The sequence below is a fragment of the Marinobacter sp. NFXS9 genome (assembly GCF_040148665.1).
Taxonomy (GTDB): Bacteria; Pseudomonadota; Gammaproteobacteria; order Pseudomonadales; family Oleiphilaceae; genus Marinobacter_A; species Marinobacter_A mangrovi.
Map to the genome: position 1 here is coordinate 131,478 of NZ_JAGDDW010000008.1, position 25,373 is coordinate 156,850.

At 61.7% G+C, this 25,373-nt stretch carries 25 protein-coding genes; 9 read left to right on the forward strand and 16 right to left on the reverse strand.

Annotation, left to right across the window (positions count from 1 at the left end; genetic code table 11):
• The first annotated feature begins 391 nt into the window (after positions 1-391).
• Positions 392-919, forward strand: coding sequence for a PEP-CTERM sorting domain-containing protein (locus tag J3364_RS13920; RefSeq protein ID WP_349558912.1), 528 nt, complete (start codon positions 392-394; stop codon positions 917-919).
• A 195-nt stretch (positions 920-1,114) separates the two neighbouring features.
• Here the strand turns inward: J3364_RS13920 and J3364_RS13925 are convergent, their stop codons facing one another.
• Positions 1,115-2,059: a LysR substrate-binding domain-containing protein gene (locus J3364_RS13925; RefSeq protein WP_349558913.1), complete on the reverse strand. Its 945-nt coding sequence runs from the start codon at positions 2,057-2,059 to the stop codon at positions 1,115-1,117.
• Positions 2,060-2,155: 96 nt separating this feature from the next.
• Between J3364_RS13925 and J3364_RS13930 the strand changes: the two genes are divergently transcribed.
• The 3 genes from J3364_RS13930 (at position 2,156) to J3364_RS13940 (ending at position 5,523) form a co-directional block, all read left to right on the forward strand.
• On the forward strand, positions 2,156-3,097 hold the full coding sequence (locus J3364_RS13930) for a DMT family transporter (protein ID WP_349558914.1): 942 nt from the start codon (positions 2,156-2,158) through the stop codon (positions 3,095-3,097).
• 358 nt (positions 3,098-3,455) lie between these two features.
• The gene (locus tag J3364_RS13935; RefSeq protein WP_349558915.1) at positions 3,456-3,938 is read left to right on the forward strand and encodes a MarR family winged helix-turn-helix transcriptional regulator; all 483 of its coding nucleotides are present in this window, start codon (positions 3,456-3,458) and stop codon (positions 3,936-3,938) included.
• 301 nt (positions 3,939-4,239) lie between these two features.
• Entirely contained in the window at positions 4,240-5,523 is a 1,284-nt protein-coding gene (locus J3364_RS13940; protein ID WP_349558916.1) for a porin, read from the forward strand.
• 295 nt (positions 5,524-5,818) lie between these two features.
• On the opposite strand, the gene J3364_RS13945 is transcribed toward J3364_RS13940, so the two are convergent.
• From J3364_RS13945 to J3364_RS13970, 6 genes are all read right to left on the reverse strand, one after another.
• Complete coding sequence (locus J3364_RS13945) at positions 5,819-7,546, reverse strand: tannase/feruloyl esterase family alpha/beta hydrolase (protein ID WP_349558917.1); 1,728 nt, start codon at positions 7,544-7,546, stop codon at positions 5,819-5,821.
• Positions 7,547-7,664: 118 nt separating this feature from the next.
• On the reverse strand, positions 7,665-8,990 hold the full coding sequence (locus J3364_RS13950) for a TRAP transporter large permease (RefSeq protein ID WP_349558918.1): 1,326 nt from the start codon (positions 8,988-8,990) through the stop codon (positions 7,665-7,667).
• Positions 8,987-9,547, reverse strand: coding sequence for a TRAP transporter small permease (locus J3364_RS13955; protein WP_349558919.1), 561 nt, complete (start codon positions 9,545-9,547; stop codon positions 8,987-8,989). Before J3364_RS13955 ends, J3364_RS13950 begins: the two co-directional genes overlap by 4 nt.
• A 95-nt stretch (positions 9,548-9,642) precedes the next feature.
• On the reverse strand, positions 9,643-10,680 hold the full coding sequence (locus J3364_RS13960) for a TRAP transporter substrate-binding protein (RefSeq protein WP_349558920.1): 1,038 nt from the start codon (positions 10,678-10,680) through the stop codon (positions 9,643-9,645).
• Positions 10,681-11,031: 351 nt separating this feature from the next.
• Positions 11,032-12,570, reverse strand: a complete 1,539-nt coding sequence (locus J3364_RS13965) for a DHA2 family efflux MFS transporter permease subunit (RefSeq protein WP_349558921.1) — start codon at positions 12,568-12,570, stop codon at positions 11,032-11,034.
• Positions 12,567-13,673: an HlyD family secretion protein gene (locus J3364_RS13970; protein WP_349558922.1), complete on the reverse strand. Its 1,107-nt coding sequence runs from the start codon at positions 13,671-13,673 to the stop codon at positions 12,567-12,569. The genes J3364_RS13965 and J3364_RS13970 overlap by 4 nt, the downstream gene beginning before the upstream one ends.
• 108 nt (positions 13,674-13,781) lie before the next feature.
• Between J3364_RS13970 and J3364_RS13975 the strand changes: the two genes are divergently transcribed.
• Complete coding sequence (locus tag J3364_RS13975) at positions 13,782-14,426, forward strand: TetR/AcrR family transcriptional regulator (RefSeq protein WP_349558923.1); 645 nt, start codon at positions 13,782-13,784, stop codon at positions 14,424-14,426.
• A gap of 44 nt (positions 14,427-14,470) precedes the next feature.
• Here J3364_RS13975 and J3364_RS13980 read toward each other — a convergent pair whose 3' ends face one another.
• The 7 genes from J3364_RS13980 to J3364_RS14010 all read right to left on the reverse strand — a co-directional run bounded on the left by J3364_RS13980 (position 14,471) and on the right by J3364_RS14010 (position 21,904).
• Complete coding sequence (locus J3364_RS13980) at positions 14,471-15,775, reverse strand: TRAP transporter large permease (RefSeq protein WP_349558924.1); 1,305 nt, start codon at positions 15,773-15,775, stop codon at positions 14,471-14,473.
• Positions 15,765-16,259 carry a TRAP transporter small permease gene (locus J3364_RS13985; protein WP_123634002.1) on the reverse strand — a complete coding sequence of 165 codons (495 nt, stop codon included), beginning with the start codon at positions 16,257-16,259 and terminating at the stop codon, positions 15,765-15,767. Before J3364_RS13985 ends, J3364_RS13980 begins: the two co-directional genes overlap by 11 nt.
• Before the next feature lie 60 nt (positions 16,260-16,319).
• Positions 16,320-17,330 (reverse strand): DctP family TRAP transporter solute-binding subunit, encoded by a 1,011-nt coding sequence (locus J3364_RS13990; RefSeq protein ID WP_349558925.1) that lies wholly within the window; start codon positions 17,328-17,330, stop codon positions 16,320-16,322.
• 364 nt (positions 17,331-17,694) lie between these two features.
• Positions 17,695-18,315: a hypothetical protein gene (locus J3364_RS13995; RefSeq protein ID WP_349558926.1), complete on the reverse strand. Its 621-nt coding sequence runs from the start codon at positions 18,313-18,315 to the stop codon at positions 17,695-17,697.
• A 153-nt stretch (positions 18,316-18,468) separates the two neighbouring features.
• Complete coding sequence (locus tag J3364_RS14000) at positions 18,469-20,430, reverse strand: aconitate hydratase (RefSeq protein WP_349558927.1); 1,962 nt, start codon at positions 20,428-20,430, stop codon at positions 18,469-18,471.
• Positions 20,431-20,518: 88 nt separating this feature from the next.
• Positions 20,519-21,484, reverse strand: coding sequence for a zinc-binding metallopeptidase family protein (locus J3364_RS14005; RefSeq protein ID WP_349558928.1), 966 nt, complete (start codon positions 21,482-21,484; stop codon positions 20,519-20,521).
• 69 nt (positions 21,485-21,553) lie between these two features.
• Positions 21,554-21,904: a hypothetical protein gene (locus J3364_RS14010; protein WP_349558929.1), complete on the reverse strand. Its 351-nt coding sequence runs from the start codon at positions 21,902-21,904 to the stop codon at positions 21,554-21,556.
• Positions 21,905-22,126: 222 nt separating this feature from the next.
• Here J3364_RS14010 and J3364_RS14015 point away from each other — a divergent pair, with 222 nt between their 5' ends.
• Together J3364_RS14015 and J3364_RS14020 are read left to right on the forward strand one after the other, a co-directional pair.
• Entirely contained in the window at positions 22,127-22,459 is a 333-nt protein-coding gene (locus J3364_RS14015; RefSeq protein WP_349558930.1) for a tRNA-binding protein, read from the forward strand.
• Between the two features lie 71 nt (positions 22,460-22,530).
• Positions 22,531-22,761 carry a ChaB family protein gene (locus J3364_RS14020; protein WP_349558931.1) on the forward strand — a complete coding sequence of 77 codons (231 nt, stop codon included), beginning with the start codon at positions 22,531-22,533 and terminating at the stop codon, positions 22,759-22,761.
• A 16-nt stretch (positions 22,762-22,777) separates the two neighbouring features.
• On the opposite strand, the gene J3364_RS14025 is transcribed toward J3364_RS14020, so the two are convergent.
• Together J3364_RS14025 and J3364_RS14030 are read right to left on the reverse strand one after the other, a co-directional pair.
• Entirely contained in the window at positions 22,778-23,158 is a 381-nt protein-coding gene (locus J3364_RS14025; RefSeq protein WP_349558932.1) for a DUF2750 domain-containing protein, read from the reverse strand.
• A gap of 80 nt (positions 23,159-23,238) precedes the next feature.
• Positions 23,239-24,135 (reverse strand): LysR substrate-binding domain-containing protein, encoded by an 897-nt coding sequence (locus tag J3364_RS14030; protein ID WP_349558933.1) that lies wholly within the window; start codon positions 24,133-24,135, stop codon positions 23,239-23,241.
• A 100-nt stretch (positions 24,136-24,235) separates the two neighbouring features.
• Between J3364_RS14030 and J3364_RS14035 the strand changes: the two genes are divergently transcribed.
• Together J3364_RS14035 and J3364_RS14040 are read left to right on the forward strand one after the other, a co-directional pair.
• Entirely contained in the window at positions 24,236-24,517 is a 282-nt protein-coding gene (locus J3364_RS14035; RefSeq protein WP_349558934.1) for a hypothetical protein, read from the forward strand.
• A gap of 4 nt (positions 24,518-24,521) precedes the next feature.
• A complete protein-coding gene (locus J3364_RS14040) occupies positions 24,522-25,373 on the forward strand; it encodes an alpha/beta fold hydrolase (RefSeq protein ID WP_349558935.1) in 852 nt (283 codons plus the stop codon).

Genomic DNA, 25,373 nt, shown 5'->3' on the forward strand with positions numbered 1-25,373 from the left:
TTGATGGCAACATTTCCGACGCACCGATGATATGGAGAGTCAAAACAAGCCGTTGGCCACGCCGGATTCAGGTTCGTTCGATGCCGGTGTAAAAGGGGCTGCAGCCTCTCAATCGCAAAGTGTCAGGTTATTTTACGGTCCTCCTTCACGTTGCCCCGCAACTCCCTGAGATAACAGTTTGTGGCCCGGTTATTGCCCGTGTTTTCTGAAGACGTAACTGGTCGGAATCCGACAGGGATTTGGTGAGAAAAAGTGACCTCCGGGTCTTTGCGGCAACGCCTGCTTTTCAACCCGCCATGTGTGAGGATTCCGGCTTCAACAATGACAACTTCCTGCTCTGGGATATACAGGCCCGTTATCACGTCATCCGAGCAAGGATCCGGAGATCGTTATGAGAGCCCTGCTACTGCTGCTGGCGCTGAGTTTTATCGCACCCGCTCATGCCGCACTGATTACCTATGCGTATACCAACAAGATTGAAAACCCGTATGAGTCCTATGATGCGGTCGGGCTTTTTACTGTGGATGACCAGCGCCGGGGCCTGGTGTCTGCCACGTTTGCCAGTACACCGGTAAACTTCGAGTGGGAGGGCTTCGTGCCGCTGATGTACGATCAGCCGGTATCGGATGTCGGACAACTTTACGAAAATGGTTTTGAGCCGTTTACAGTGGGGGATGTGTCCTGCTTCCTGTATCTGGATCTTTTCTTCCTGGAAGCCGGTGAGGACATTTTCCACAACCTGGATAAAACCGCGCCGTTCGAGGGGGCGTCCGTTGAAGTGGTCAGTACCCACACTGGCTACTTTTTCATCGCCGGTTTGACCAAGATCAGCACGGTTGATGTACCCGAACCCGCCAGCATGGCGTTGTTCGGTCTGGGGCTGGCGGGAATACTGGCCGGTCGGCGCAAACGCCGCTGAACCGGGATTGGTCGACTGCATTTACGGTGTTGCGAGCCGATCCCGGCTTTTGCAAAAAAGATACGCCTGCGTGAAACGTGATTGGGCTTGGGCCCACGGATCTGGAATGGTTAGAGGGTGCCCGGAGTTGGCGCTTTCGGTTGGATCTGAGGGGCCGGAAGCGCCAACTGCGGACAGCCTGTCGACCCTCTATGCTCACTCGCGAACCAGCGTCTCTTCCTGAAATCGTCTGGCCTCATCCACCAGCCAATCCACAAATCGCTGGATCGCCGGCGGTGCGCTGCCGGTGGCGGGCAGGACCAGTTCGTATCGAAACGGTGAAGGCAGCACGTAGGCGTTGCCGAACGGCCGGACCAGAACGCCGCTGGCCAGGCGGTCTGCAACGACGGGGTAGGTGGCCAGTACCACGCCGCGCCCGGCAATGGCCTGGTCGAGCGCCAGGCTGTAGAGCGAATAGTGGCGTTGCATCAGAGCGCTGGGTGGCGATACGCCAGCCGCTTCGAGCCAGGCTTTCCAGCCGGGAAATTCGCGTCGTTGCTGTGAGCTCCAGTCAACGGTGAGAAGCGAATGATCCAACAGGTCCGCCGGTGTGTTGATCGGGGAATGGGCCAGCAACGAAGGTGCGCAGACCGGGACCAGGGCATCGTCGAACAGCGGCAGGCTGCGAACGCCGTTCCAGGGGCCTCGACCGTAGCGCAGTGATAGCCGGGCGCTGTCGGCCTGCCACACGGGCGGTGTCAGTTTCGAATCCGCATCCAGCGAAATTTCAATGTCGTGTTCCTGTGTCTCGAACTCGTTGAGGCGAGGGAGTAGCCAGAGCTGCAGGAACGAGGGCGGTGCACTGATCACCAGCCGCGTGGTTTCACGAGTGCGCTCGGTGGCCAACTGCACGCCGTTGGCAATCCTCGCCAGACCGGCATCCACATCTTCGGCCAACAGACGGCCCGCCGGGTTGACGCTGACGCCATTGGCATGCCGCTCGAACAGCGGCACCCCCAGGCGCTCCTCCAACTGTTTGATCTGTCGACTTACGGCCCCGGATGTCACCCCGAGTCGGTGCGCGGCCGATTTGAAGCTGCCCGTACGGGCGGCCTCGGCAAAGGCGCGGAGGGCATTCAGTGGCAGGCGTTCGATTTTCATGGGTTGAGTTTTCCTGAGCCTAGACTGCCAGATTAATCGGTTGCTGGCCGGTGGGGCAAATGCTGGAATGGCGCCCTCAGAAAAGGAGGGCGACCGATGACCACTTCCCGAGCAGCGACATACCAGGATCAGCCTGCCGTCATACCGGCACTGGGCCGTAAGCCGGTCGATATGACAGCCGGCCTGCTCATGACGTTGTTCTGCCTGGCTCTTGGGCTCCAGCAAGTGGCCATCAAGGCAGTGGCTGTGGATATCTCGCCACTGGCGCAAATTGCCCTGCGATCGATGATGGCGGCGGTGCTGGTCGGTGTCCTGGTGCGTTGGCGAGGCGTTCGGCTGAGTGATCTGCGCGCCCAACTGGGAGCCGGCATCCTGGTGGGCCTTGGCTTTACCTTTGAATTCGTGTTTGTCGCCTGGGGGCTGAACTACACCCTGGCCTCGCACATGTCGGTGTTTCTCTACACCGCCCCGGTGTTTGCCGCGCTGGGGCTGCATTGGCTGGTACCGGGAGAGCAGCTGGCCCGCCATCAGTGGTGGGGCATCGGGACAGCGTTTATCGGGATGGTGTTCGCCATGGCGCCGACCACCGAAGTCGCGAATGCCGGCAACATCCTGATCGGCGACCTGCTGGGACTGCTGGCCGGGTTGTCCTGGGCGGCGACGACGCTGGTGCTGCGACGGACCTCGCTGTCTGAAGCGCCAGCGGAGCAGACGCTGGTCTACCAGTTGCTGACGGCCACGTTGCTGCTGGTCCCGGCGGCTTACGTCCTGGGCGACTTGAGCTCAGTTTCCTTCACGAATAGCGCCATCGCCAGCCTGACTTTCCAGACGCTGGTCATCTCATTCGGCGCCCTGCTGCTGTGGTTTGCGTTGCTGCGCCGCTATTGGGCGTCGCAGTTGGGTGTGTTCTCCTTCCTGTCGCCGATATTCGGTGTCCTGTTCGGTGCGGTGTTGCTGGATGAGCCCTTGACGACGAACTTTGTCATCGGTGGTGTGATTATCCTGTCTGGCATCATCCTGGTGACTCGACAGCGGTAGGTGCCGGTTCAGTCGGCCGGTACGTCTCGGGCCTCGATGAATTCGATAAGGTCGCTCAGCGGCGCTGGAGCGGGGGGCCAAACCTGAGTGAAGCCATCTCGAGTCTGCCCAGGCCATCCACAGAATCTGTGGATAAGGGCGTGGGTAAGCTCAGGATGAATGACCGTCAGCCAGATGAATAGCGGCGTGGCGGACTGTGGCTGGTATTTGAGCAAGGGGCGTTTGGGCGGAACCATCAAGAAGGGGCATGGTCAGGCTGAAGCTAAATTGTATTAAGTAGCTTGATTTGATGTTGATACTCTATAATCGGCGTCGACTGGGTATCAGTTTGTTCAAAGACTCGATGGAGGATTCAGAATTGTCGACCAAGAAGACGCTGCCGGAAGACAAGCTCAGAGGCACAGACGATTTGCCGACGGAGAAGCCTCTGGGGGTGGCCTACATTATTGGTCGTCTGGACCGTTCGCTGAATCGCCATATACGGCACGCCTTGTCGCCACTGGGGCTGACGGTGGGGCAATACACCGCGCTGTCTGTTGTCGACATTCGCGGGCAGCAGTCCAATGCGCAGCTGGCAGAGCGCACCATGGTGTCGCCGCAAGCGGCCAACGAATTGATCAAGGTGATGGAAAAAAACGCCTGGATCGAACGCAAACCGGATCCCACCCACAAACGCATCATTCAGATCAGCCTGACCGAGGCGGGCAAGGATATCCTCGCGGAGGGAGACAAGGTGATCGCGGAGCTTGAGCGTCGCATGCTGGCTGAACTGTCCGTTGACGAAAGCCTGGCGCTGAAGAATCAGTTGCGCAGCCTGGTCAGAATGCTGGCGGAACTCTAAGCCTCTCCTGTTTGACTCGCGTTTCCGCCGGATAGCCGGCCTTTCCGATTCGAAGACGTCAATCGCATTCCACCCCCTGGATGGTGACCTGTCGGCTGCGTAGCGCCTGCTGCTGAGGCGCTGCCGGCATTGTCTTGCTTTTGTTCAATAATAGGAATAGCATCAATTCAATATCAACTAAGTTGATATTGAATTGATTGTTGAGGTGCCTGCCACTCAGGCGTCACTCGCAGCGATCAACATACCGTTCCGGAGACCGGGTGCAGCAACACCCGACAAAAGCCTGATAGGAGGTTGATGAATGAGAACAAAAACAACAAAACAACAACGAACGAGCCTACCTGCAAAGCGGGAGCTGAACCTGGCCCTGATCGCGGCTCTGTCTCTCCCGGCGCTGCCTGCTGCGGCAGCAACGAGCCTGGAGGATCTTCAACAACAGCTGGAAGTCCAGCGCCAACAGATTGAAGCGCTGCAGAAACAGCAGGCGCAGGCACCGGAGCCGGGGTCGCTTGCAGATCGCTCCGACGTGTCCCTCTACGGTGTTCTGGATACCGGCGTCGAGCACATCACCAACATCGGCGAAGACAGCGACGGGCTGACACGAATCCCCGCCATCACCGGCACCATGGCATCGCGGTTGGGTATCGACGCCCACATTGACATCGCCGAGGGCTACCGAGGTCTGGCCAAGCTGGAGATGGGGTTCAACGCCGATGACGGCACCCAGGGCCAGGGCGGTCGACTGTTCGGTCGCCAGCTCTATGTCGGGTTGCAAACCCCCTATGGCCGACTGACCGTGGGGCGTCAGTACTCGGTCTTTCTGTTCGCCCAGGGGACCTCCGATCTCATCGGCCCCAACATCTATGCGCTGGGCTCGCTGGACGCTTACCTGCCCAACGCCCGCTACGACAATTCCCTGTCCTGGATGCATCGCTTCACCGACCGGATTTCCGCCGGTGTCAGCTACTCCTTCGGTCGCGACACCAGCGGGGGGGTGCCGGCATCCGGTACCTGCGGCGGCGAGTCCCTGCAGGTGGGCGACTCCTCCGCCTGTCAGGCCTGGTCGGCCATGCTCAAATACGATACCGGCACGTTTGGTCTCGCCGCGGCGATCGACACGCTTAACGGCGGTGACGGTGCGCAGGCGTTCTTCTTCAACGGCCAGCCGCCCGTGGATATGAGCGACTCCGGCGACACGGATCGCCGCACCAGCCTGGGCGGCTACGTGAAGCTGGGGGATGGCAAGGTCGGCGTGGGCTGGCTGGGGCGCGAACTGGATACCGCGGCCACCAACATCCAGTCGGACGCCTACTACGTGACCGCCAACTACAAGTTCACGCCAAAGTTCACGCTGGATGGCGGGGTGTACGACATCACGAACGATGACCAGGACGCCGACGCCACGCTGGCGGTGATCCGGGGTATCTACAACCTGGCTTCGGGCCTGGATACCTATGCCCAGATGGGTTACATCACCAATAGCGACAATGCGGCCTACGCCGTGTCCGGTGCCGGTCCCAATACCGCGCCGGCCGCCGGCGAGAGCCAGGAAGGCTACATGGTGGGGTTGCGTTACAAGTTCTGAAACCCAGGTCCTGCAACGCGGGAAGAAAGGGGCTGGCGGATGTCAGCCCCTTTTTTGTGGGCGACTCACTGAGCTCGGACGGTGTACAGATCCCGGAATGTCCCGGAACAGACAAGCCTCTTCAACATCGGGCATAGGGCTCTGCACCCTCGAGTCGTGGTGGCCTGGTGGCCTCTGACAACGCGCCCAACAAAAATGGCGTGGTGGCGATGGTAACCGGGAAGAAACCCGGTCCCATGCCGTCACGCCATCAGGGTGGCCCTGGATTGGGATCCCCAGGGCCGCGAGGCCATACCTAGGGGGTGCGGCACTCAAAGTTGCTGGCGTCCTCGATATCGCCGGATCCCGTGTAGTGGGCCTGCTGGGGATACGCGCAGAGGGGCCGCGTCCTGCCGGGCCAGGGCGTACTTTCCGGCGCGGTCGCCGTAATGCGCTCGGGTGCCTGGTCCTTCTCGACCCACTGCTGCAGCGCACTGAGCGAGTCGAACTGTGAAGTGCTCGGGCCGCCGCCGCAATGGTTCATGCCGGGAACAACGAAGATCCGGGCAAAGTTTTGGGTCGCCGCCAGCCCGCCGTTGGCGGAGACCAGGTTGTTGTACCACTGCAGATGGTACTTCGATGAGAACACCGGATCGGCCTGGCCCGTATACATCAGCAACTTGCTGCCGTGGTCCCGGAAGCCGGCATAGTCCGTGGAGCTGGTGCCCATAAAGGTCATGGCCGCTTCGGTGTAGGTGTCATCGGTTGCGTAGATCTTGGGGGCGTCCGTATCCATGTTGAAGCCCAGGATCCACTGCACGAAGGCGCCGCCATAACCGCTCATGCCCGGTTGATCGAGGGGGTTGGCGTCTTCCACCTGGCTACCGGTGGTGATTGCGGTGCCGTTGGTCATCGAATTGGGTGGAGTGGTGAAGACGAAAGGCAATGAACCGCCGCCGAGGGTGACGTTCAGGCCGCTGTTGCCGGGAATGTCCGGGGACAGTGGGCCGGTTTTCCACATGCGCCAACCCTGGGCGGCTATGCCCGGATCCCAGAACCAGCCGGCATAGAGCGGTTCATCCAGGGCGTTTTTGGCGCCGCCGAAGACCTTTTGCAGTGCGGTCACCTGCGCGGCCGTCAGATCACCCGTACCGCCGGGCCCCAGGGTGCTGGGGTCGAAGTCGCAGGCCTGGGGATCGAATACCATGCCATCAACCAGGCCGTCGTCGGCGTCGCAGGCATCCAGAATGGCGTTGCCAATGGTCGACAGGTCGTCGTTGCTGAAGGCGCTGGCCAGGTCCGGGTTGCCGAACTCGGTGGTTTGCGTCGCGGCCTCGGCGAAGGCCTGCGAATCCCAGGCTTCCGCGACCGCCGCCTTGGGCAGGTCCATGCCCGGGTTGCCCGCGACGATGCCGTCGAAGTAGGTCGGATAACGCTGGGAGAACATCAGCCCCTCACGCCCGCCTTCGGAACAACCCTGGAAGTACGAGTAATCGATGGCGTCGTCATAGAACGATTCCGTCAGGGCCTTGGCTTTCAGGGTCGCCTGGGCCGGGCCGTTGTAGCCATAGTCCAACCGGGCCTGGGGATCGAGGCCGAATTCGTTGGTGCCGGCCAGTTCCGAGACGTTGGTGTCGTTACTGTGACCGCTGTCAGAAACCACGACCGCCCAACCCTCAGCCAGCAGAGCCGGATCCACGGACTGAATCGCTCCGTCGGTGCCACCGCCGCCCTGATAGTAGAAGCGGCCGTTCCAGTCCACCGGCAGCCACAGCTCAAAGCCGATGGCGTAGGTCTGCCCGTCCACGGGGCTGGTTCGCTCGTTGATTTTGCCGGCGACGTGGCAGGCCTGCATACCGTCGTCCCCGGTGGTCTCCAGGGTGGACGAGGTGAGCTGCGTCTCGTCCAGCGCCTGGTCCTTCAGTGACTCGCAGCGCTGGGCGGGGGTGTTGGCGGCTGTATCGTCAGACGAGTCGTCCGAATTGCACCCGGTGAGCAGCACGGAACCGGCAAGTATCCATGCCGGATACCTTTTTCTGATCATGATGAGCTCCTTGGTATTGTCTTAATTGTTTAAAGCATTCATGAAGCAGAGGGTCGTCGGGCGACCCTCTTTGAATCGATTCGAGTACAGCGCGGGGCTCGAACCGGAAAGCGGCGGGTCAGGAATAGAGCAGTCGGACCAGCCACAGACTGATCGGCGGGAACAGCACCAGCACCAAGGTGCGCAGGATGTCAGCCGAGATGAAAGGCAGGATGCCGCGGTAGGTGTCGCGCATGGGAACGCCGGGCGCCATCGAGTTGATGATGAACAGGTTCAGTCCGACGGGCGGGGTGATCAGCCCCACTTCGGCGACCACCAGGATGAGGATGCCGAACCAGAGGGCGAACTCTTCGGGAGGCAGACCGAAATCCATGGCGCTGACGATCGGGAAAAAGATCGGCACGGTCAGCAGAATCATGGACATGGAGTCCATGATGCAGCCCAGAACGATGAAGAGCGCCAGGATGATCGTCAGGATCAGCCAGGGGGAGAAGCCCTGTTCGACCACCCAGGCCGCGCCGCTCTGGGGCAGCTGGGAAAAGGCCAGGAACGTGTTGTAGACGCCGGCCCCCAGCACGATAAAGAAGATCATGCCGGATGACACCGCCGTCTTCTTCAGGCAATCCATCAGACGCACGCGGTCCAGGCCACCCTTGATCCAGGCCACCAGTCCGGTGCCGGCCGCACCAATGGCAGCGGCCTCCGTAGGCGTGAACCAGCCCAGGTAGATGCCGCCCACCACCAGGAAAAAGATCACCAGCACCGGCCAGATTTCGATGACGGCTGACAGCCGGGCCGGCCAGGGGACGCGGTCACAGGTGGTTTCGGCGTCCTTTGAGACCCGCACGATCACCGAAATGGCCACCAGGTAGAACACAGCGGCGAGGATGCCCGGCACGAACGCGGCGACGAACAGTTTCGCGATGTTCTGCTCGGTCAGGATCGCGTAGATCACCAGCACCACCGACGGTGGAATCAGGATGCCCAGGGTCCCGCCGGCGGCCAGCGCCGCCGTGGCCAGCCCACCCGAGTAGCCGTAGCGCCGCAGTTCCGGCAGGGTCACCTGGGCCATCGTCGCGGCGGTAGCCAGTGACGAGCCGCAAATGGCCCCGAACCCGGCACAGGCGCCGACGGCGGAGATGGCCACGCCGCCCCGGCGATGGCCCAGGAAGGCCTCGGCCGCCTTGAACAGCGACCGGGACATGCCGCCGTGCGCGGCAAACTGCCCCATCAACAGGAACAGCGGGATAATCGACAGGGAATAGTTGGCAAAGTTGGACCAGCTCAGATTCTTCATCTGGGCCAGGATGGGCGTCCAGCTCCCGGTTACCAGCCAGGTGCCCACCAGGCCGGTCAGCAGCATGGCCGCGCCGATGGGAATGCGGATAAAGATCAGCGCGATCAGGACGGGGAACGACCACAGGGCGATGTCGATACTGCTCATGCTTGCTCGCCTCCGGAAGCTGAGTGATCGTCGAACGATCCCGTACGCAGCGCGACGACGTCCCGCCACACGGTAAACAGGCTGGTGAGCCAGAACAGGGCCAGCAGGATCATGGCCACGGCATAGGACCACCAGACGGGAATCTGCAGGATGAACGACGTTTCGCCATAGGCGTGTTTGTCGAGGGTGCCGGCAAAGTGACGCCAGGCCATGACCGTCACCAGTCCGGTCATCACCACGTCGCCCAGCAACTGCGTCCAGGCCATCGCTTTGGGGCCCAGGCCCTGGATGAACAGATCCACACTGATATGGCCCCGGGACAGCTGGCAATAGGGCATGAAGGCAAATACGGCCAGGCCGCACAGGATTTCCACCAGTTCGTAGTCACCGGGAATGGCGGACAGTCCGATCGGCGTCAGAGCTCGCCCGGTGATGCTGGAACAGGTAATGAGAATGGCGCTGATGAGGAGGAACCCGCTGAAGACAATCAGTATTCGGGCGGATGCGGTGACCAGCGCCTCGATACGGCTATAGAGACCGGCGGAGGAAGAAGTCATTGGTTACCTTGATCTGGAACGGCTTGGGCTCAGGGCCCGGCCGTTTGCGGCCGGGCCGTTGTCATGGAGAACTGCAGGCAGTGTTCGCCTGCCCTTCAGATCTCGGCGTCGTATTTGTCGATCAGCGATTTGGCCGCGTCGTAGAGTTCCTGGCCGTGCAGGCCCTTGTCGTTCATTTCCTCGATCCAGTCAGTGGTCACCGCTTCACTGGCCTTGTGCCAGCGCGCGGTTTCCTTTGCGTCCAGGGTAACGGTCGTGTTGCCGGCCTTGTCTGCCGCTGCGCGGCCTTCGCGGTCGCCCTCATCCATGGCCTCGCCGAAGCGTTTGGCGAGCGCCATGCCGGAGTTGTCATCAATGACTTTTTTCAGGTCGGCGGGCAGGTTCTGGTAGCGGGCGTCGTTCATGGCGAACAGGAAGGTGCCCGTATACAGGCCACGCTTGCCGGAGAATTCGGTGTGGTAGGGCGCCAGCTCCGCGATCTTCAGGGCGGTGGTGACCTCGAAGGGCATCACGGTACCGTCGATCACCCCTTTGGAGAGGGCTTCCGGAGTGGCGGACACGGGCATGCCGATGGCGCTGGCGCCCAGGGAGCCCAGCATGGCGTTGACCACCCGTGAGGTGCCGCGGATTTTCAGGCCGTCGAGGTCCTCAAGGGAGTGGACCGCCTGGTTTCGGGTGTGGAGCAGGCCGGGACCGTGGGTATGGACCGCAAGCACATGGATGCCCTTCAAATCCCCTTTCATGTACTTCTCGTAGTACGCCTGGAACGCCATGGACGTGGCGGTGGCGTTGGTCATCATGAACGGCAGTTCAAACACTTCGGTCTTGGGGAAGCGGCCCGGGGTATAGCCGAACAGTGTCCAGGTGAGGTCCACCACGCCGTCCCGCACTTGATCGACGAGATCGGCGGGGCGGCCGCCAAGCTGCATGGAGGGATATAACTGGACTTCGATTCGCCCACCGGATTCCGCTTCGATCTTCTTGGCCCAGGGTTCAAGGACTTTGGCGGGAATCGTCGCCTGCGGCGGGAGCATCTGGTGCAGGCGCAGGACGACATCGGCAGCCTGGGTGGATGCCGCACTTCCTGCCAGGAAGAGAACCAGCAGCAACCTGGAAACCAGCAACTTCAACATGGGATCACCTCGTCTTGTTTTTGTAGTGCGTACGGATTGTCGTGCGTTGATAGCCCCTTGCGCGCGGCGGGCATTCTGAGGGCTTGTTTTTATCAATAAAATATCAACCTTGTTGATACTGTGTTTGCAATGTATACCCGTCGACAGGTGAGCGCAAGGTGTCCCATGAAAAAGACATCAGTGCGGCCGGTATCATCCACACAAACTGTGGATAACTCCGTGGGTAAGCTCAGGAAGAGTGGCTGTAAGCCTGATGAGCGCTGGCGTGACACTGGATGTCTGGTAAATGACCAGGGCGTGTCAGCGCCCCGGTTAATGGATCAATGGTTGACCAGCGACCGCGGGAATCGCTCAGTGGCCGCCGCTGACCGCAGCCTGCGGCGGGCTCATGAACAGCAGCAGTGGCACGGCCACAACGTAGATCACACCCATCCACAGGAAGATATCGTTGAACGCCATGGTTTCCGCCTGGGTGCTGATCTGTTGCGACAGCATGGCAATAGCGCCGGCCTGCGGATCGGGCGATGCGCCAGTCAGTGTGTGCTGCAGGCTTTGCAGCCGTTCTACAACGACCGCACGCCCCGTGTCGATGTGGGGAATGAGCTCATTCCAGTGGAAATCGAACTGTTGATCCCGCGTGGTGTCCAGCATGGCCAGGCCAAAGGCGCCGCCGAGGTTTCGGAGGACATTGAACAGGCCGCTGGCGTTTCCGACCTCTGACTTGGGCAGTGTGCCCAGTGCAATACGGGTAATGGGGATGATGCACAGCACCAGTCCGATCCCGCGTATCACCTGCGGCCAGAAGAAATAGTCGTAGCCGGCCTGGCTGTCCAGACTCGAGTTCATCATGGTACCGACGCCCACGCACGAGAGTCCGATTGCCAGCAGGATGCGGGGATCCACATGGTCCGAGGCGCGGCCCGCCAGCGGCGCAAAGCAGAACATGGCGGCTCCGGTGACGAACATGATTTCGCCGATCTGCAGGGCGTTGTATTGCCGGACGGCGCCAAAGAACTGGGGCATCAGGTAGGTCAGCCCGTAGAGCGCGATGCCCACGCAAAAGCCAAGACCGGCCCCAATGGCGAAGTTGCGGTTGCGGAACGCGCGCAGATCGACGATGGGCGTATCGATCTTCAGCACACGGGCAAAGAAGGCCGCCCCTGAAATCACCACCACCGCACTCAAGCCGCAGATCAGGGAGCTGTCGAACCAGTCGTCGCCGGGGCCTTCTTCCAGGACGTACTCCAGGCACCCCAGGAAAACCGCCATCAACAGCAGACCGACGACATCCAGCTTTCGGATCAGGCGACGATCGCCGGTGTCGATATCCAGCGTGTTCCAGACCACGACACTGACCAGGATGCCGGGTATGACGTTGACGAAAAACAGCCAGTGGTAACTCATGGTCTGTGTGATCAGGCCACCCACGGTGGGGCCGATGGATGGCGCCATAGTGGCTACCAGACCCATGACCGCCTGCACGATGCCCATCATCGGGCTCGGGAACACCGAGAAGCTGATGGCGTAGGCAATGGGAATCATCGCCCCGCCCAGGAAGCCCTGCAGGGCACGGAGGGTCACCAGCATCGGCAAGGAGCTCGCCAACGCGCAGCCGATACTGGCCAGTGTAAAGCCCACGCAGGACGTCACGAACGCGACCCGCGTGGACAGAATACGGGTCAGCATGCCGGACAGTGGGATCATGATCACTTCGGCGATCAGATAGGCGGTCTGAACCCAGGAGATCTGGTCCTGCGTGGCGGACACGCCTGCCTGGATTTCGTTCAGGGAGCTGGCGACGATCTGGATATCCAGGATCGCCATGAACATCCCGAAAACGACGGCCACGAACCCGATCCGCTGTTTCCAATCGGGGACCTGCTCACTCACGGCCGGGTCTGCTCGCTGTCCGCCAGTCGGGAGCCGACCGCGGCGTGGGCGGGCAGGTAAGCGATGCCTTCACCCTGGTCCCGGGTATCCACCGCCGGAATCACCGACAGGCCCGGCCGCAGTCGGTTCAGCCGGTCGGCCGACTCGGTAAATCGGATCCGTACCGGTACCTTCTGCACGATCTTGTTGAAGTTGCCGGTGGCATTGTCCTGCGGCAGCAGGCTGAACTGGGTGCCGGTGCCGGGGGACAGGCTGTCCACCACACCCCGGAAAACCTGATCAGGGTAGGCGTCCACATGGACCTCGACCGGCTGGCCGATGGCCATGTGTCCGATCTGCGTTTCCTTGAAGTTGGCCACGACATAGACGTTGGGGACGGGTACCAGATGGAATAGGGTCCGGGCCGGCTGCACCATGGAGCCTGCTTCGACGGTGAGATCGCCAATCACGCCGTCTTCCGGTGCCCGAATCACGGTCTTGGCCAGCTGATCGGCGGCATCGGCCAGATTCTCCCGGGCCTGGGTCAATTGCGCCTCGGCGCTGTCGGTGTCGGACTTCAGCACCGGCAGTTGCAGCGTCTGGGTCGCGAGTGTCGCTTCCGCGGCCTTACGCTTGGCCACGGCGACGGCGTAATCCGCTTCGGCATTCTGCAACGATTGCGTGGAGCTGTATTTGCGGGCCTCCAGTTTTTTGGCCCGTTTCAGATTTAGTAGCGAACGATGCTCTTCCGCCCGGGCCGAATCCACATTGGACTGGGCTTCTTTGATACGGGATTGCTGGAGCGCCACTTGTTGCTGGGTTTTGGTCAGCGACGAACGCGCGAGGTCCACTTGCGCTTCGGCGGCCTTCTTGCGAGCCGCGAGGCCTGTGCGATCCAGCTCCACCAGCACGTCGCCCTGATGCACGCGTTGGTTCTCTTCAACCGGAATGGCGGTGATCCGGGCGCTGATCTCGGGCTGTATCGCCACGCTGTCAGCATGAATGTAGGCGTTGTCAGTCTCTTCGATAAACCGGCCAACCCGGTACCAGTGCAGGCCATAGAACGCGCCGGCGAGGAGCAGGACACCGGCGATGCCTGCCGCTAGACATTTTTTGATGGTCACAACCAACCTCAAAGAGTAATGAGTGTTACACTTTGGGAGTGTAATGATCGTTACACTTAGTGCAAGTGTTATTCTGTGATTTTGAATTCCTGGATGTTGGAGCCCTGCATGACAGACGCCGTATCGACCAAGGCGACCACTTCCCGTGGCCGGAACCGCGCCGAGCGGATACTGGCGGCGGCCTCTGAAGTCTTTCTCGAGCAGGGGTATGGCGCGGCGACCATGAGTGAGATCGGTCGGCGTGCAGGTGGATCGATGCAGACGCTGTATCGCCTGTTCGGCAACAAGGAGGGCTTGTTCCGGGCCATCATGGAGGACAAGGGGGCACAGGTATACGGGCAGATGGAGGATGCGGCAATCTTCGAGAAGCCGCCGGAGCAGGCATTATACGAATTGGGCGTCCGTCTGAATGAGCTGATCCTGAATCCCGAGAACCTGGCAACGCACCGGATCGTCATGCTGGAAGGCCCGAATCACCCGGAGCTGCAACGTATTTTTCATGATAACGGTCCGGGTCGGGCCCGGCGTGTGCTGTCGCGGTATTTTGAAGCGGAGTGCCGACGTGGACGGCTCAATCTGAAGGATGTGGATGCGGCAGCCGGCCAGTTTCTCGATATGGTGAAAGGCGCGTATTTCCTGCCGGCCATCCTCGGGCGCCTGGGCGCATCGTCCGAGATCGATATCCCTAGCTCAGTGCGTCAGGCGGTCGATATCTTCCTGCATGGCGCTGCGTGTCGGGAATCCGGCTCATAGGCTGTCCTGGGATGCGTCGAGGTTCGCTATCAATCCAGACGCGGCTACCAGGACCCAACGACGTAGCCCAGCTTTTCCGGCAACCACAGCGCAATCCCCGGCATCAGCATCACCAGCACCAGACTGACCGCCATGGCGGCGATAAACACAAGCGCCCAGCCTATTGTGTGTTCCAGCCGGATGTTGGCCACGCGCGTAGTGACCATCAGGTTGACCGCAACCGGTGGTGTGAACTGGCCGATGGCGATGTTCATGGCCAGCAGAATGCCGAACCAGATCGGGTTCCAGTCGAAGTGATTCATCATCGGCAGGACGATCGGGATCAGGATCAGGTAGATCGAAATTGCGTCCAGCAGCATGCCGGCAATCAGCACCAGCACCATGACCAGACCCAGCAGCACCCAGCCGTTGTCCGACAGCGACAGGAGGGCATTGGCCAGGTGGTTGAACGTGCCCAGGGTCGTGCCGGCCCAGGCGAAAATACCGGCCAGCGCAATGATGAACATGACCACGCCGGAGGTCACCGCGGCTTCTGACATCAGGCCCCATAGATCCCGCAGGCTCAGGTTGCGATAGATCAGGCAGCCCACCAACACGCCGTAGGCCACCGCGACCACCGCCGCTTCGGTGGGTGTGAACAGGCCCGAGCGCAGGCCGCCCAGGATGATCACCGGCGCGAACAGGGCGGGAATGGCCGCCTTGAAGCTCGGCCAGAACGCTGGGCGCTCGACGGTCTCCGGGTCTTCCCAGCGGTATTTTTTTGCGAAATACAGCGCCGGTGCCAGCAGGGAAATGCCCGCCAGGATGCCCGGGAACAGCCCGGCGGCGAACAGGGCCCGCAGGTCCACGCCCGGCACCACGATGGAGTAGAGGATCAGGGCGATGGACGGCGGAATCAGGATCGCGGTTGAAGAGGACGCCGCGATCAGCGAAGCGGAAAACGGCTTCGGGTAACCGGCTTTGTGCATGCTTGGCAGCATCACCATCGCCACTGCGGCGGCGTCCGCCGGCCCGGAACCGCTCATGCCGCCCATGATCAGGCACACCAGCACGGCGACGACAGTCAGACCGCCGTGACGCGGCCCGATAATGGCCTGGGCGAAACGCACCAGACTGGCGGCAACGCCGGCCCGTTCGAAGATCAGGCCGGTCAGGATAAACAGCGGAATCGCAATCAGCGGATACTTGGCCACGCTGTTGTAGGTGTTGGTGCCGAAGGTACCCAGCATCGTCGGCGGCAGGCCCGCGACGATGCCCACCAGACCGCCGAGGCCCAGCGCGATCGCCACCGGCATGCCCAAAAGCAACGCCAGCAGGAAACTGCCGATCATCAGCAGATCAGGACTCATGGACCACCTCCGGGTCGTGCTTGCCGCGCAGGCGATCGATCAGGTTCTGGGTCATGCGGAGGATGATGACTACGGAGAGGATCGGCAACCACACCACGTAAATCCAGTTGGGCAGCCCCAGCCCCGGTGACAGCGAGTCCCACTGATACTCCTGCAGGGCAAAGGTGCTGCCATACCAGGTCATCACGCCCAGCACCGCAACGCTGGCGGCCCACTGCAGCACAAACACGATCTTCCGGGCCCAGGGCGGCAGGTGGTGCTCGATCAGCTCGATGCGGATGTGCTGGTTGTGGCGCGCCGCTACCGCGGCCCCGGCAAACGTGAGCAGCACCAGGCAGAACACCGAGAATTCCTCGGTGAAGGCAAAGGACGCATCCGTGGCGTAACGCACGATCACATTACCGAGGCTGATCAGGCAGATCGCTACCAGGGCGAGGGTGGCCAGCCAGGCATCGGGCCGGAATTTGGGGCGACGGGAGGGCATGGGAACTCCAGGTGGCAGGAAGACGCCCGCCAAAAAAAGCGGGCGTTGGGGCGATCGGTATTACTGAGTGCGTTTAGCAACCGCGTCCTGCGCCTGCTTGACCAGATCTTCGCCGATGCGCGGTGTCCATTTGTCGTAGACCGACTGGGTCGCCTTGACGAAGGCATCGTGCTGGGCCGGGGTCAGCTCAGTGACTTCCACGCCACGATCCTTGATCGCAGCCAGGGTGTCGTCGAGTTCACCGCGGGACTTCTGGATCTCCCATTGGCCGGCGTCGATGGCAGCCTGTTTCAACAGCGCCTGGTCTTCGGGGCTGAACGTGTCCCACACGCGGTTGCTGATGGCAAACACCAGCGGGTCGGCCATGTAGTGCCAGCGGGTCAGGTGGTTCTGGCCGACCTGATCGATGCGGGCCACGTCAAACACGGACAGCGGGTTTTCCTGGCCGTCGACGGCACCGGTGGTCAGGGCTGGCTTGGCGTCCGCCCAGCTCATCTGCGTCGGGTTGGCGCCCAGCGCGGTGAAGGTGTCCTGGAACAGCGGCGAACCCACCACGCGGATTTTCAGGCCGTCCAGATCCGCCGGCTCGTCGATGGTCAGCTTGGAGTTGGACAGCTCGCGGAAGCCGTTCTCGCCCCAGGCCAGCGGGGTCACGCCGCGCTTCTTGATGGCCGCGAAGATGGCCTCGCCGGCGTCACCCTGGGTAATCGCATCGATCGCCGCGTAGTCCGGCATCAGGAACGGCAGGGAGAACAGGTTCAGCTCCGGCACCTGCGGCGACCAGTTGATGGTGGAACCGACCGCCATGTCGATCAGGCCGGAGCGCATGGCCGAGAACTCCTTGGTCTGGTCGCCGGAGACCAGCTGGGAGTTGCTGTAGATCTTCATATTGATGCGCCCGTCGGAGCGCTCCTTGACCAGTTCGACCCATTTGTCGGCAGCCTGCCCCCAGGGAAAGGCGGACGGCAGGACTGTGGACACCGTGTATTCGTCTTTGTACTGGGCCTGGGAGGCGGCACTGAACAGCAGCGTAGCCGCCGCGGCAGCCAGAAGGGTGCAACGTTTTAACATGTTGTTTTCCTTTTTATTGGAATGGGACGACCGCGGCGCGGCAATCAGAGTGCGCTTCGTTAGGCGATTATAGGAAGGGTCCTATCGGGACGCAAAAGGTGGGATTGCTAACCGGTTGTTCTCTCACCGAATTGGCGCTATCCGAGCCGTAAACGATTCGTTGAATCACCTGAAAGGGCAGAGCGCTGGTTGCTCGTTATCCACAGACGATCATGTCCACAGAATCTGTGGATAAGTGCGTGAGTAACGCCTGGAAGAACGTCGGTAGGCGGGTTGGCTGTAGCGGTGGCCGGTCATGGCTGGCAAATGACCAGCCTGTCTAGGGTTTCGCCAGGCTGGTCATCGAATCGCCAATCCGGTGCCGTTATTCGGCCTTGTCCACCGACAGCGCCACGGCGGCGGTGATCTGGATCACCACTTCCCGGCCGACCTGGTCGTTGCTCAGTTTGATGTCGTCACGCACCGGCACCTGACGGACATCGCCGTTGGGAAATTCCAGCGTGGCGGTGTGGTGTTCCAGGTTGACCGATTTGACCACCGCGGTGACCTGCGCCGTACCGCCGGCAAACCCGCGCGGCTTCTGGCCTTCCGGGGCGGCAGCTGCCATGCCGGCGGCACCATCGGTGGACGTCTCGCCGATCGCTTTCAGGTAAACGACGGTTTCTTCGGTGTAGACCACGGTGACCCGGTCACCGACCTCCACCTGATTGAAATTCACTGCGTCGGGTCCGACGGTGATGGTCTTCATGTTGCCGTCGTCGTCTGCGAGGGTGACGGTGCGGGCGTCAAAGTTGATGGTTCTGACGGTGGCTTCAAGACGTTCGGTGCGGGTGTGGACGCCGCCGGGGACGCCTTTTTCCATGGTTGTGGATTCCGACACCTCGGTCTTCATCGGTTTTTCCGCCGGGGTGCTGCAGGCGCTGAGCAGGCCGGCAACCAGAACGAGAGCGGTGGCAATACAGGGAAGTCGGGATAAGAAAGGCATGCCATATCCTCCGTTAGCCTCATGGGCTGAATTCGGTCCATTCATCAGCTGACAGGCCAAACGGCGACACGGCGGGAGTCATATGACGCCAGCAGGATCAGTATAGGCGAAGGCGCCGGCCCTGTCCGGTGGGGCCAAGGCCGGCGCGGTAGATCAGGCGGCCAAGGACTCTCGCATCAGGTTGAGCAGGCCGCCCTTGAGGATCATCCGGATCTGGCGGTCGCTGAGATCGTGGGTCAGCTCGTAGCGCTGACCGCTGCGGGTGTTTTTTGCGGCCAACTGACCGCCTTGCGCCAGCGTCTCGGCTAGGGCGTCCAGCGCCAGTTCGTCGCCCTGTTCGATGTCGTCGTAATCCTCGGGGCGCGTAAAGCGCAGCGGCAAAATGCCGAAGTTGCACAGGTTCTGCCAGTGGATGCGGGAATAGCTCTTGGCAATGACCACCCGCACGCCGAGGTAACGCGGCGCCAGTGCCGCGTGTTCGCGGCTGGAGCCTTGCCCGTAGTTCTCGCCGCCGACGATCATCGAGCCGTGTTCCTGATACTTCTTCGCCCGTTCCGGATAGGACGCGTCGACCCGGGTGTAGGTGAACTCGCTGATCGCCGGGATGTTGCTGCGGAACGGCAGGATCCGCGACCCGGCGGGCAGGATTTCGTCGGTGGAGATGTCGTCGCCCACCTTGAGCAACACCGGCGCGGTCAGTTCGTCCGGCAGGCCATCGAACTGGGGCAGGGTGCTGATGTTGGGCCCCTTCTCAACGACGGTCAGTTCCGGATGCTGCGCCGGCGGCCGGATGTTGCGGTCCTCCACGTAGAACGACTGGCTGTCGTCGAAGGTCGGGTAGTCCATGTCTAGGTCGCGGGGGTCGGTGATCTCACCCATCAGGGCTGATGCCGTGGCGGTTTCCGGACTGCACAGGCAAACCTTGTCCTCCTCGGTACCTGAGCGCCCGGCAAAGTTGCGCGGCACCGTGCGCAGGCTGATCTGGTCGGTGGCCGGTGCCTGGCCCATGCCGATGCAGCCGTTGCAACCGGTCTGGTGCAGGCGGGCGCCGGCGCTGAGCAGGTCACTCAGGTGCCCGAGTTTGGCCAGGTTTTCCAGGGTCTGTCGGGACGTCGGGTTGATGTCGAACGACACCCGCTCGTGCACCTGGCGCCCCTTCACCACCATGGCGGGTACCGCGAAGTCCCGCAGCCCGGGGTTGGCGGAGGAGCCGATGTAGGCTTGATAGATGGGCTCACCCGCCACTTCGCGCACGGGCACGACTTTGCCCGGGCTGCTGGGCAGGGCGATCAGCGGCTCGAGCTTGGCCAGGTCGATCTCGTCGTGTTCGTCGTAGGTCGCGCCCCTGTCGGCTTCCAACCGCTCGAAATCGTCGACCCGCTGCTGTTGTTTGAGGAAATCCCGTACCGCGTCGTCTGCCGGGAACACCGTGGTGGTGTGGCCCATTTCCTGGCCCATGTTGGCGATCACGTGGCGATCCATGGCGGACAGGTGCTTGAGGCCGGGGCCGTAGTACTCGATTATCCGCCCGGCACCGCCTTTCACGTCATGGCGGCGCAGCATCTCCAGCACCACGTCCTTGGCGCTGACCCAGTCCGGCAGCTTGCCGGTGAGCTTCACGCCCATCACCTTGGGCATGTTCAGGTAGAACGGCTGTCCACAGATGGCCATGGCTACCGCCAGGCCGCCGGCACCTATGGCCAGCATGCCCAGTGAGCCCGCGGCACAGGTGTGGCTGTCCGAGCCCAGCAGGGTCTTGCCGGGTTTGCCGAAGCGCTCCATGTGCACCGGATGGCTCACCCCTGAGCCGGGCGGACTGAACCAGAGGCCGAATTTCTCGCAGGCGCTGCGCAGGAACAGGTGGTCGTCCGGGTTGCGGTGGTCGGTCTGCAGCAGGTTGTGGTCGACGTACTGGGCGGACACTTCGGTACGGGCGTGATCCAGACCCATGGCTTCCAGTTCCAGCATCACCAGGGTGCCGGTGGCGTCCTGTGTGAGGGTCTGGTCGATGGTCAGGCCGATTTCCTCACCGGCTTTCATGCGGCCGTCGGCCAGGTGGGCCGCGATCAGTTTCTGGGTGACGTTGCGCGGTTGATGCTTGCTCTGTTCCGCCATTGGGACCACCTCCTTGGCGAGCCGAATGTTGGATTCGTTTTGCGACGCTATGGCTGTATATGTGTGGCTGATTGGCCGGAAACAACCCCTACAAACCCTGGGCGCCCCGTCGGAGCCAGTTGTGTACGAAGGCCAGTTTCTGCCGTGCGACATCCGAAAGCACAAACGGGTAGAGGTCAGACAGCCCCATAGACCGGTTGACGTGATTCACGCCGACTGTTAACGAGGCCGCGATGTGGATCAGGCGGTCCGCATCGGGCTCCGAATACGGATCCCAACCGGGACTGGGCAACTGCGGCGAAGACAACCCCGAGGCAATGAAGCTGTCCGTAATATCGGTCAGGTGCAGCAGGTGGGCGGCCGTTTCGGCCCAGTCTTCGTGGGGGTGGGCCGAGGCGTAGACAGTCAGGAAGCGCTGTTCCCAATGGGGAGCGGGGCCCTGTTCATAATGGCGCTGCAGCGCGGCGGTGTAATCCTCGCGTTCGTCGCCGAACATGGCGCGAAAGGCGTCTAGAAAATCCTCGCGAAGGCTCAGGCGCCACCAGAGCATGTGCGAGATCTCGTGGCGCATATGGCCGATCATGGTGCGGTAAGGTTCTGCCAGTTGTTCTCGGCGAGACGCGCGCAACACCGGATCGGCCTCGGCCACGCTGATGGTCACGACTCCCTGGGCATGACCCATCAGCACCGGTGTCAGGCCTTCAGCGAGCATATGGAAAATCGGCCGAACACCCGGATCCTCCGGCCGGAACCAGTGCCAGCGTCCCAGGTTGTCGAGGGTCCAGCGCTTGGCGGCTTCGGTCAGCGCCCAGTTGGGGATGGCGTTGGGGATGTTCGGATCCGGCGCCAGCGCGGTCATGGCGCAGGAGCGACAAAACGCGCCGGGCCGGGGAGCGATCCAGTTGCAGCCGATGCGGTCACGGTTGGCACAGAATGGTGGCATGGGCAGAAAGGCCCGCGCCTGTGGATCATACGCGACGGGCGTGCCGTCGGCGGTGGTCAGGTTATCGAACCAGAGCGACCCGGAACCGATCGGGTTATTGAAAACGCGCATGGTAAAAGCCTTCGGACGGGCAGGTGACCCCAGTATAGGGACTGTGATCGCTGCTTGTCAGATTATTCTTCAATGCGGAGAGCCGGGCGGCGCGTCGTCGGAAAAGTAGTCTTCGATCCACTCGAACAGGCGATTGGCGCTCATGTCGCTAAGCGCCATGCGCTGGAAGTCGATATCGATGTCCTCGTCGATGGTCGAAAACTGGTAGAGCAGGGCGCCTGGGTCTTTGTCGTGCAGGACCATCACGATCCGTCGACGGCTGCTCAGGCAGTCGATGGTCATGGCGTCCGCCGGAATGCCAATGTCCCGCATGCCCCGGCGCACACCCACCACCGGATTGATGTGCTGGTGGGTCGCCTGGATACGGGCGTGGGCCTCGCTGGCCATATCGGACAGGGTTTTCATGGCTTGTTCGGACATCGGCTGCTCCTTGATCGATCACGGGGCGCAGGGTAGCAGAAATCGCGGTCTGCGCCCTCCGAGTCGCCCGGGCCATCACCCGGCCCGTTCAATCAGGATGTGGTTTGAATGCATCCAGCCCCTTCTGCATTCTGGCTCGATGATGGCTTTGCGCATTAGACTGCGTGCTCTACCGTTCGGCGCTTGACGGCGCCCGGCAAACCAGACCCTGGAGAAACCCGAATGATCAGTTGGGACGACTTTGAGAAAGTGGAATTGCGTGTCGGCACCATCATTGAGGTGTCGGACTTTCCCGAGGCCCGTAAACCGGCCTACAAGCTGAAGGTGGATTTCGGCCCGGAAGTGGGTGTGCGCAAATCCAGCGCACAGATTACGGATCTCTACGACAAGGATAGCCTGCTGGGCAAGCAGGTGCTGGCAGTCACCAATTTCCCGCCGAAGCAGATCGGCCCGTTCGTCTCCGAATGCCTGGTGACGGGCGTTCATAATGAGGAGGGTGCTGTGTCCCTGGTCGGGCCGGACTCGGGGGTGCGTAACGGTCAGCGACTCTGCTGATTGATGGCGATCGGTGCGATGATGGCAGGCGAAGCCCCTGATTCTGCCACCTAAACGGGAGGAGCATCGCCATGCCTTATCATCGCAAAGACGATCTGCCCGAGAGCGTCCGCAGCCACCTGCCATCCCATGCCCAGGAGATTTATCTGAAAGCCTTCAATTCAGCGTGGGACGAGTACAGCGATCCCGACAGCCGCCGGGGTAATGAGAGCCGCGAGGCGGTAGCCCACAAGGTGGCCTGGGCGGCGGTCAAACAGCAATACCGTAAGGACGGTGATCGCTGGGTAAGAAAGTTGGATTAGCGCCTGGGGAGGCGCTTTACAAGCTGGCCATTTCGTCCTGCAGGTCTTTCTTCAGGTCCACGGGTGAGGTGATCCATAAAGTGCCGTCCGTCCCCGGAAAAACGCCGATGTCCAGACCGTCTTTGGTCAGTCCGGGCACCCATTTGTTGAAGAATTCGGGCAGCGACAGGCGCTTGGGTGTGAGGCCGTCTGCGTTGCCGGCGTACTGTGCGGCAAACGATTCGCTGGGCCAGACCGGCAGGTAGGCCACGTCGTCGTCGGAGACAATCTTCAGGAAGCGGTTGTCAGTGTTGATGAGGATCCAGATGTCGCGCTCTTCGATCACCGTATCGAGGAAGTAATCGAAACGCTCCTCGCCGTCGAGTTCGAGGATGGTGTCCAGCGGTTCCTGATTCATGGGAAAACTCTCTGTGTGATGCGTCGCCCACTATAGCATGGCGCCCGGCTTGTCTGCTGTCCTGAAACCGCGCCGACAGATCAGGCAAAAAGGCGCATGCCCCTTTCGGAAATAGCCTTGAAGCCCGAGACCACATGCTCGGCCAACGCCTCTTCAATCGGGCCCGATCCGTCCCGCTTGGCCAGGGTCATCCGGTACTCACCCATCTCCGGCAGGCCATGGTCGGCACTCAGGTGGATCATGTCGTGGTCGATCACGCTGATGGGCAGCGGCGCAACCGCCAGGTCGGCCCGTACCGCGGCGATCTGGGCCTGGCAGAACTCGCTGGTGTAGGCGATGCGGTAGTCGATACCGGCATCGTCCAGTGCCTTGAGCGCCATGTCTCGCCAATAGCAGCCGGGCTCGGCCAGGGCGATCGGCAACGGCCGCGTGTCGAGGGTGGTGCCGTTTCGCGCGCCGAGCCACACCAGTGGTTCGGAGTGGATAGGCGCCTGGCTGTCCAGTTCCGGATCGAAACTGAAGATCGCGATATCGATCTCGCCGGCGTTAATACGACGGCGCAGGTTATTGGTCGGGCCCAGATGCACATCCACTTCGACATGAGGATGGGACGCAGCGAACCGCCGCAGGATTTCCGGCATGGCGACAATGCCGTTGTCATTGGGCGCGCCCAGCCGGACACGACCCTGGAACTCGGACGACCGGAAGCGGGAGAAGGCCTCGTCGTTCAGGCGCAGCAGCTTGCGGGCATAGCCCAGCAGGATCTCGCCATCACTGGTCAGGCTGACCCGTCGGGTTTCCCGCAAGAAGAGCTCGCGGCCCACCATCTCCTCCAGCTTCTTGACCTGCAGACTGATGGCAGAGGCGCTGCGGTTTACCTGCGTGGCGGCCCGCGAGAAGTTGCCGGTCTCGCAGATGGCCACAAAGGTCCGGGCGAGATCGAGATCCAGGTTGGGCAGGGGCGATGCGAGGGACATGACTGTGTATCTTTGAGAATTTCTCAAAGCATGAGTCAAATCTTCTCGTTTGTCTAATCAATGGGCGCAGGGCAAGGTGATCGAAACACAGGAGGTTTCGATGGCTACTTTCACGGCACATCAGAGGACAGAACGCACCCGGCTCCCTCGCTTTCTGCGCGATTGGGCCCGGGATCACCGCAGATGTCACGTCGTCCGCCACCAGCAGCAGGCCCGGCTCAAACAACTGGAACGACTCCTGGCTACGCTGGATGATCGGGCCCTGGACGATGTCGTCGGCGTACCGCGAGACGCTCTTGAAACGGCCTTGCGGCTACCGCCCGAGCGCGCCTTGGAACGGGTGACGACGCTGATGCGCGATGCCGGCTCGCAGGAGGGATGAATCGATGGCGAACAGGAACGGTGTTGATGCCTATCGCGACTGGGTGCTCCCCGGTGCTGTCGATTATCAGGGGCGCGAAGTCCGGTACGGTCGACTGGGAGACGGCCCGCCGATGGTGCTGGTTCACGGTACGCCCTGGTCGTCGTTCAATCTGCGTCACCTGATCCGGTCGCTGTCCGAAAATTATACCGTCTACTTCTACGATTTACTGGGCTATGGCCAGTCGAGCATGGCCGAGGGTGACGTCTCGCTGGGCGTGCAAAACGAAGTGCTGGCGCGTCTGCTGGATCACTGGGGCCTGGAGAACCCGTGGGTGGTTGGGCATGACTTTGGTGGGGCCGCCGTCCTGAGAACGCACCTGCTGAATGGGCGATCCTTCCGGAAAATCATGCTGATTGACCCGGTGGCCGTCTCACCCTGGGGCTCGCCGTTCTTCCGGCACGTTAACGAACATCAACCCGCCTTTTCAGGCGTGCCCGACTTTATCCACGAGGCGATCGTTCGCACCTACGTGCAAACAGCGGCCCACAAGCCGTTGGATGACGCCACCCTGGAAGGCATTGTCCGGCCCTGGACCGGCGAGCAGGGGCAGCCCGCTTTCTATCGTCAGATCGCCCAGGCGGATTCGCGGTACACGGACGAGGTCCAGGCTCGTTACCCGACGATCACCACGCCGACCCTCATCCTGTGGGGACGGGAGGATCGCTGGATTCCTCTGGAACGCGGCGAAACCCTCCACGGCCTGATCCCGTCATCGGAGTTCCATGTGGTCGACGACGCAGGCCACCTTGTGATCGAGGAGAAACCGGACCAACTGGTGCAGCACATTATGCGCTTTGCCGGGACGAGCCCGTGA

What these genes read in the sequence shown, in the direction of transcription:
- J3364_RS13920 (WP_349558912.1), top strand. Translation starts at nt 392, where the DNA reads ATGAGAGCCCTGCTACTGCTGCTGGCGCTGAGTTTTATCGCACCCGCT.
- J3364_RS13925 (WP_349558913.1), bottom strand. Translation starts at nt 2,059, where the DNA reads ATGAAAATCGAACGCCTGCCACTGAATGCCCTCCGCGCCTTTGCCGAG.
- J3364_RS13930 (WP_349558914.1), top strand. Translation starts at nt 2,156, where the DNA reads ATGACCACTTCCCGAGCAGCGACATACCAGGATCAGCCTGCCGTCATA.
- J3364_RS13940 (WP_349558916.1), top strand. Translation starts at nt 4,240, where the DNA reads ATGAGAACAAAAACAACAAAACAACAACGAACGAGCCTACCTGCAAAG.
- J3364_RS13945 (WP_349558917.1), bottom strand. Translation starts at nt 7,546, where the DNA reads ATGATCAGAAAAAGGTATCCGGCATGGATACTTGCCGGTTCCGTGCTG.
- J3364_RS13950 (WP_349558918.1), bottom strand. Translation starts at nt 8,990, where the DNA reads ATGAGCAGTATCGACATCGCCCTGTGGTCGTTCCCCGTCCTGATCGCG.
- J3364_RS13955 (WP_349558919.1), bottom strand. Translation starts at nt 9,547, where the DNA reads ATGACTTCTTCCTCCGCCGGTCTCTATAGCCGTATCGAGGCGCTGGTC.
- J3364_RS13960 (WP_349558920.1), bottom strand. Translation starts at nt 10,680, where the DNA reads ATGTTGAAGTTGCTGGTTTCCAGGTTGCTGCTGGTTCTCTTCCTGGCA.
- J3364_RS13975 (WP_349558923.1), top strand. Translation starts at nt 13,782, where the DNA reads ATGACAGACGCCGTATCGACCAAGGCGACCACTTCCCGTGGCCGGAAC.
- J3364_RS13980 (WP_349558924.1), bottom strand. Translation starts at nt 15,775, where the DNA reads ATGAGTCCTGATCTGCTGATGATCGGCAGTTTCCTGCTGGCGTTGCTT.
- J3364_RS13985 (WP_123634002.1), bottom strand. Translation starts at nt 16,259, where the DNA reads ATGCCCTCCCGTCGCCCCAAATTCCGGCCCGATGCCTGGCTGGCCACC.
- J3364_RS13990 (WP_349558925.1), bottom strand. Translation starts at nt 17,330, where the DNA reads ATGTTAAAACGTTGCACCCTTCTGGCTGCCGCGGCGGCTACGCTGCTG.
- J3364_RS13995 (WP_349558926.1), bottom strand. Translation starts at nt 18,315, where the DNA reads ATGCCTTTCTTATCCCGACTTCCCTGTATTGCCACCGCTCTCGTTCTG.
- J3364_RS14000 (WP_349558927.1), bottom strand. Translation starts at nt 20,430, where the DNA reads ATGGCGGAACAGAGCAAGCATCAACCGCGCAACGTCACCCAGAAACTG.
- J3364_RS14005 (WP_349558928.1), bottom strand. Translation starts at nt 21,484, where the DNA reads ATGCGCGTTTTCAATAACCCGATCGGTTCCGGGTCGCTCTGGTTCGAT.
- J3364_RS14010 (WP_349558929.1), bottom strand. Translation starts at nt 21,904, where the DNA reads ATGTCCGAACAAGCCATGAAAACCCTGTCCGATATGGCCAGCGAGGCC.
- J3364_RS14015 (WP_349558930.1), top strand. Translation starts at nt 22,127, where the DNA reads ATGATCAGTTGGGACGACTTTGAGAAAGTGGAATTGCGTGTCGGCACC.
- J3364_RS14020 (WP_349558931.1), top strand. Translation starts at nt 22,531, where the DNA reads ATGCCTTATCATCGCAAAGACGATCTGCCCGAGAGCGTCCGCAGCCAC.
- J3364_RS14025 (WP_349558932.1), bottom strand. Translation starts at nt 23,158, where the DNA reads ATGAATCAGGAACCGCTGGACACCATCCTCGAACTCGACGGCGAGGAG.
- J3364_RS14030 (WP_349558933.1), bottom strand. Translation starts at nt 24,135, where the DNA reads ATGTCCCTCGCATCGCCCCTGCCCAACCTGGATCTCGATCTCGCCCGG.
- J3364_RS14035 (WP_349558934.1), top strand. Translation starts at nt 24,236, where the DNA reads ATGGCTACTTTCACGGCACATCAGAGGACAGAACGCACCCGGCTCCCT.
- J3364_RS14040 (WP_349558935.1), top strand. Translation starts at nt 24,522, where the DNA reads ATGGCGAACAGGAACGGTGTTGATGCCTATCGCGACTGGGTGCTCCCC.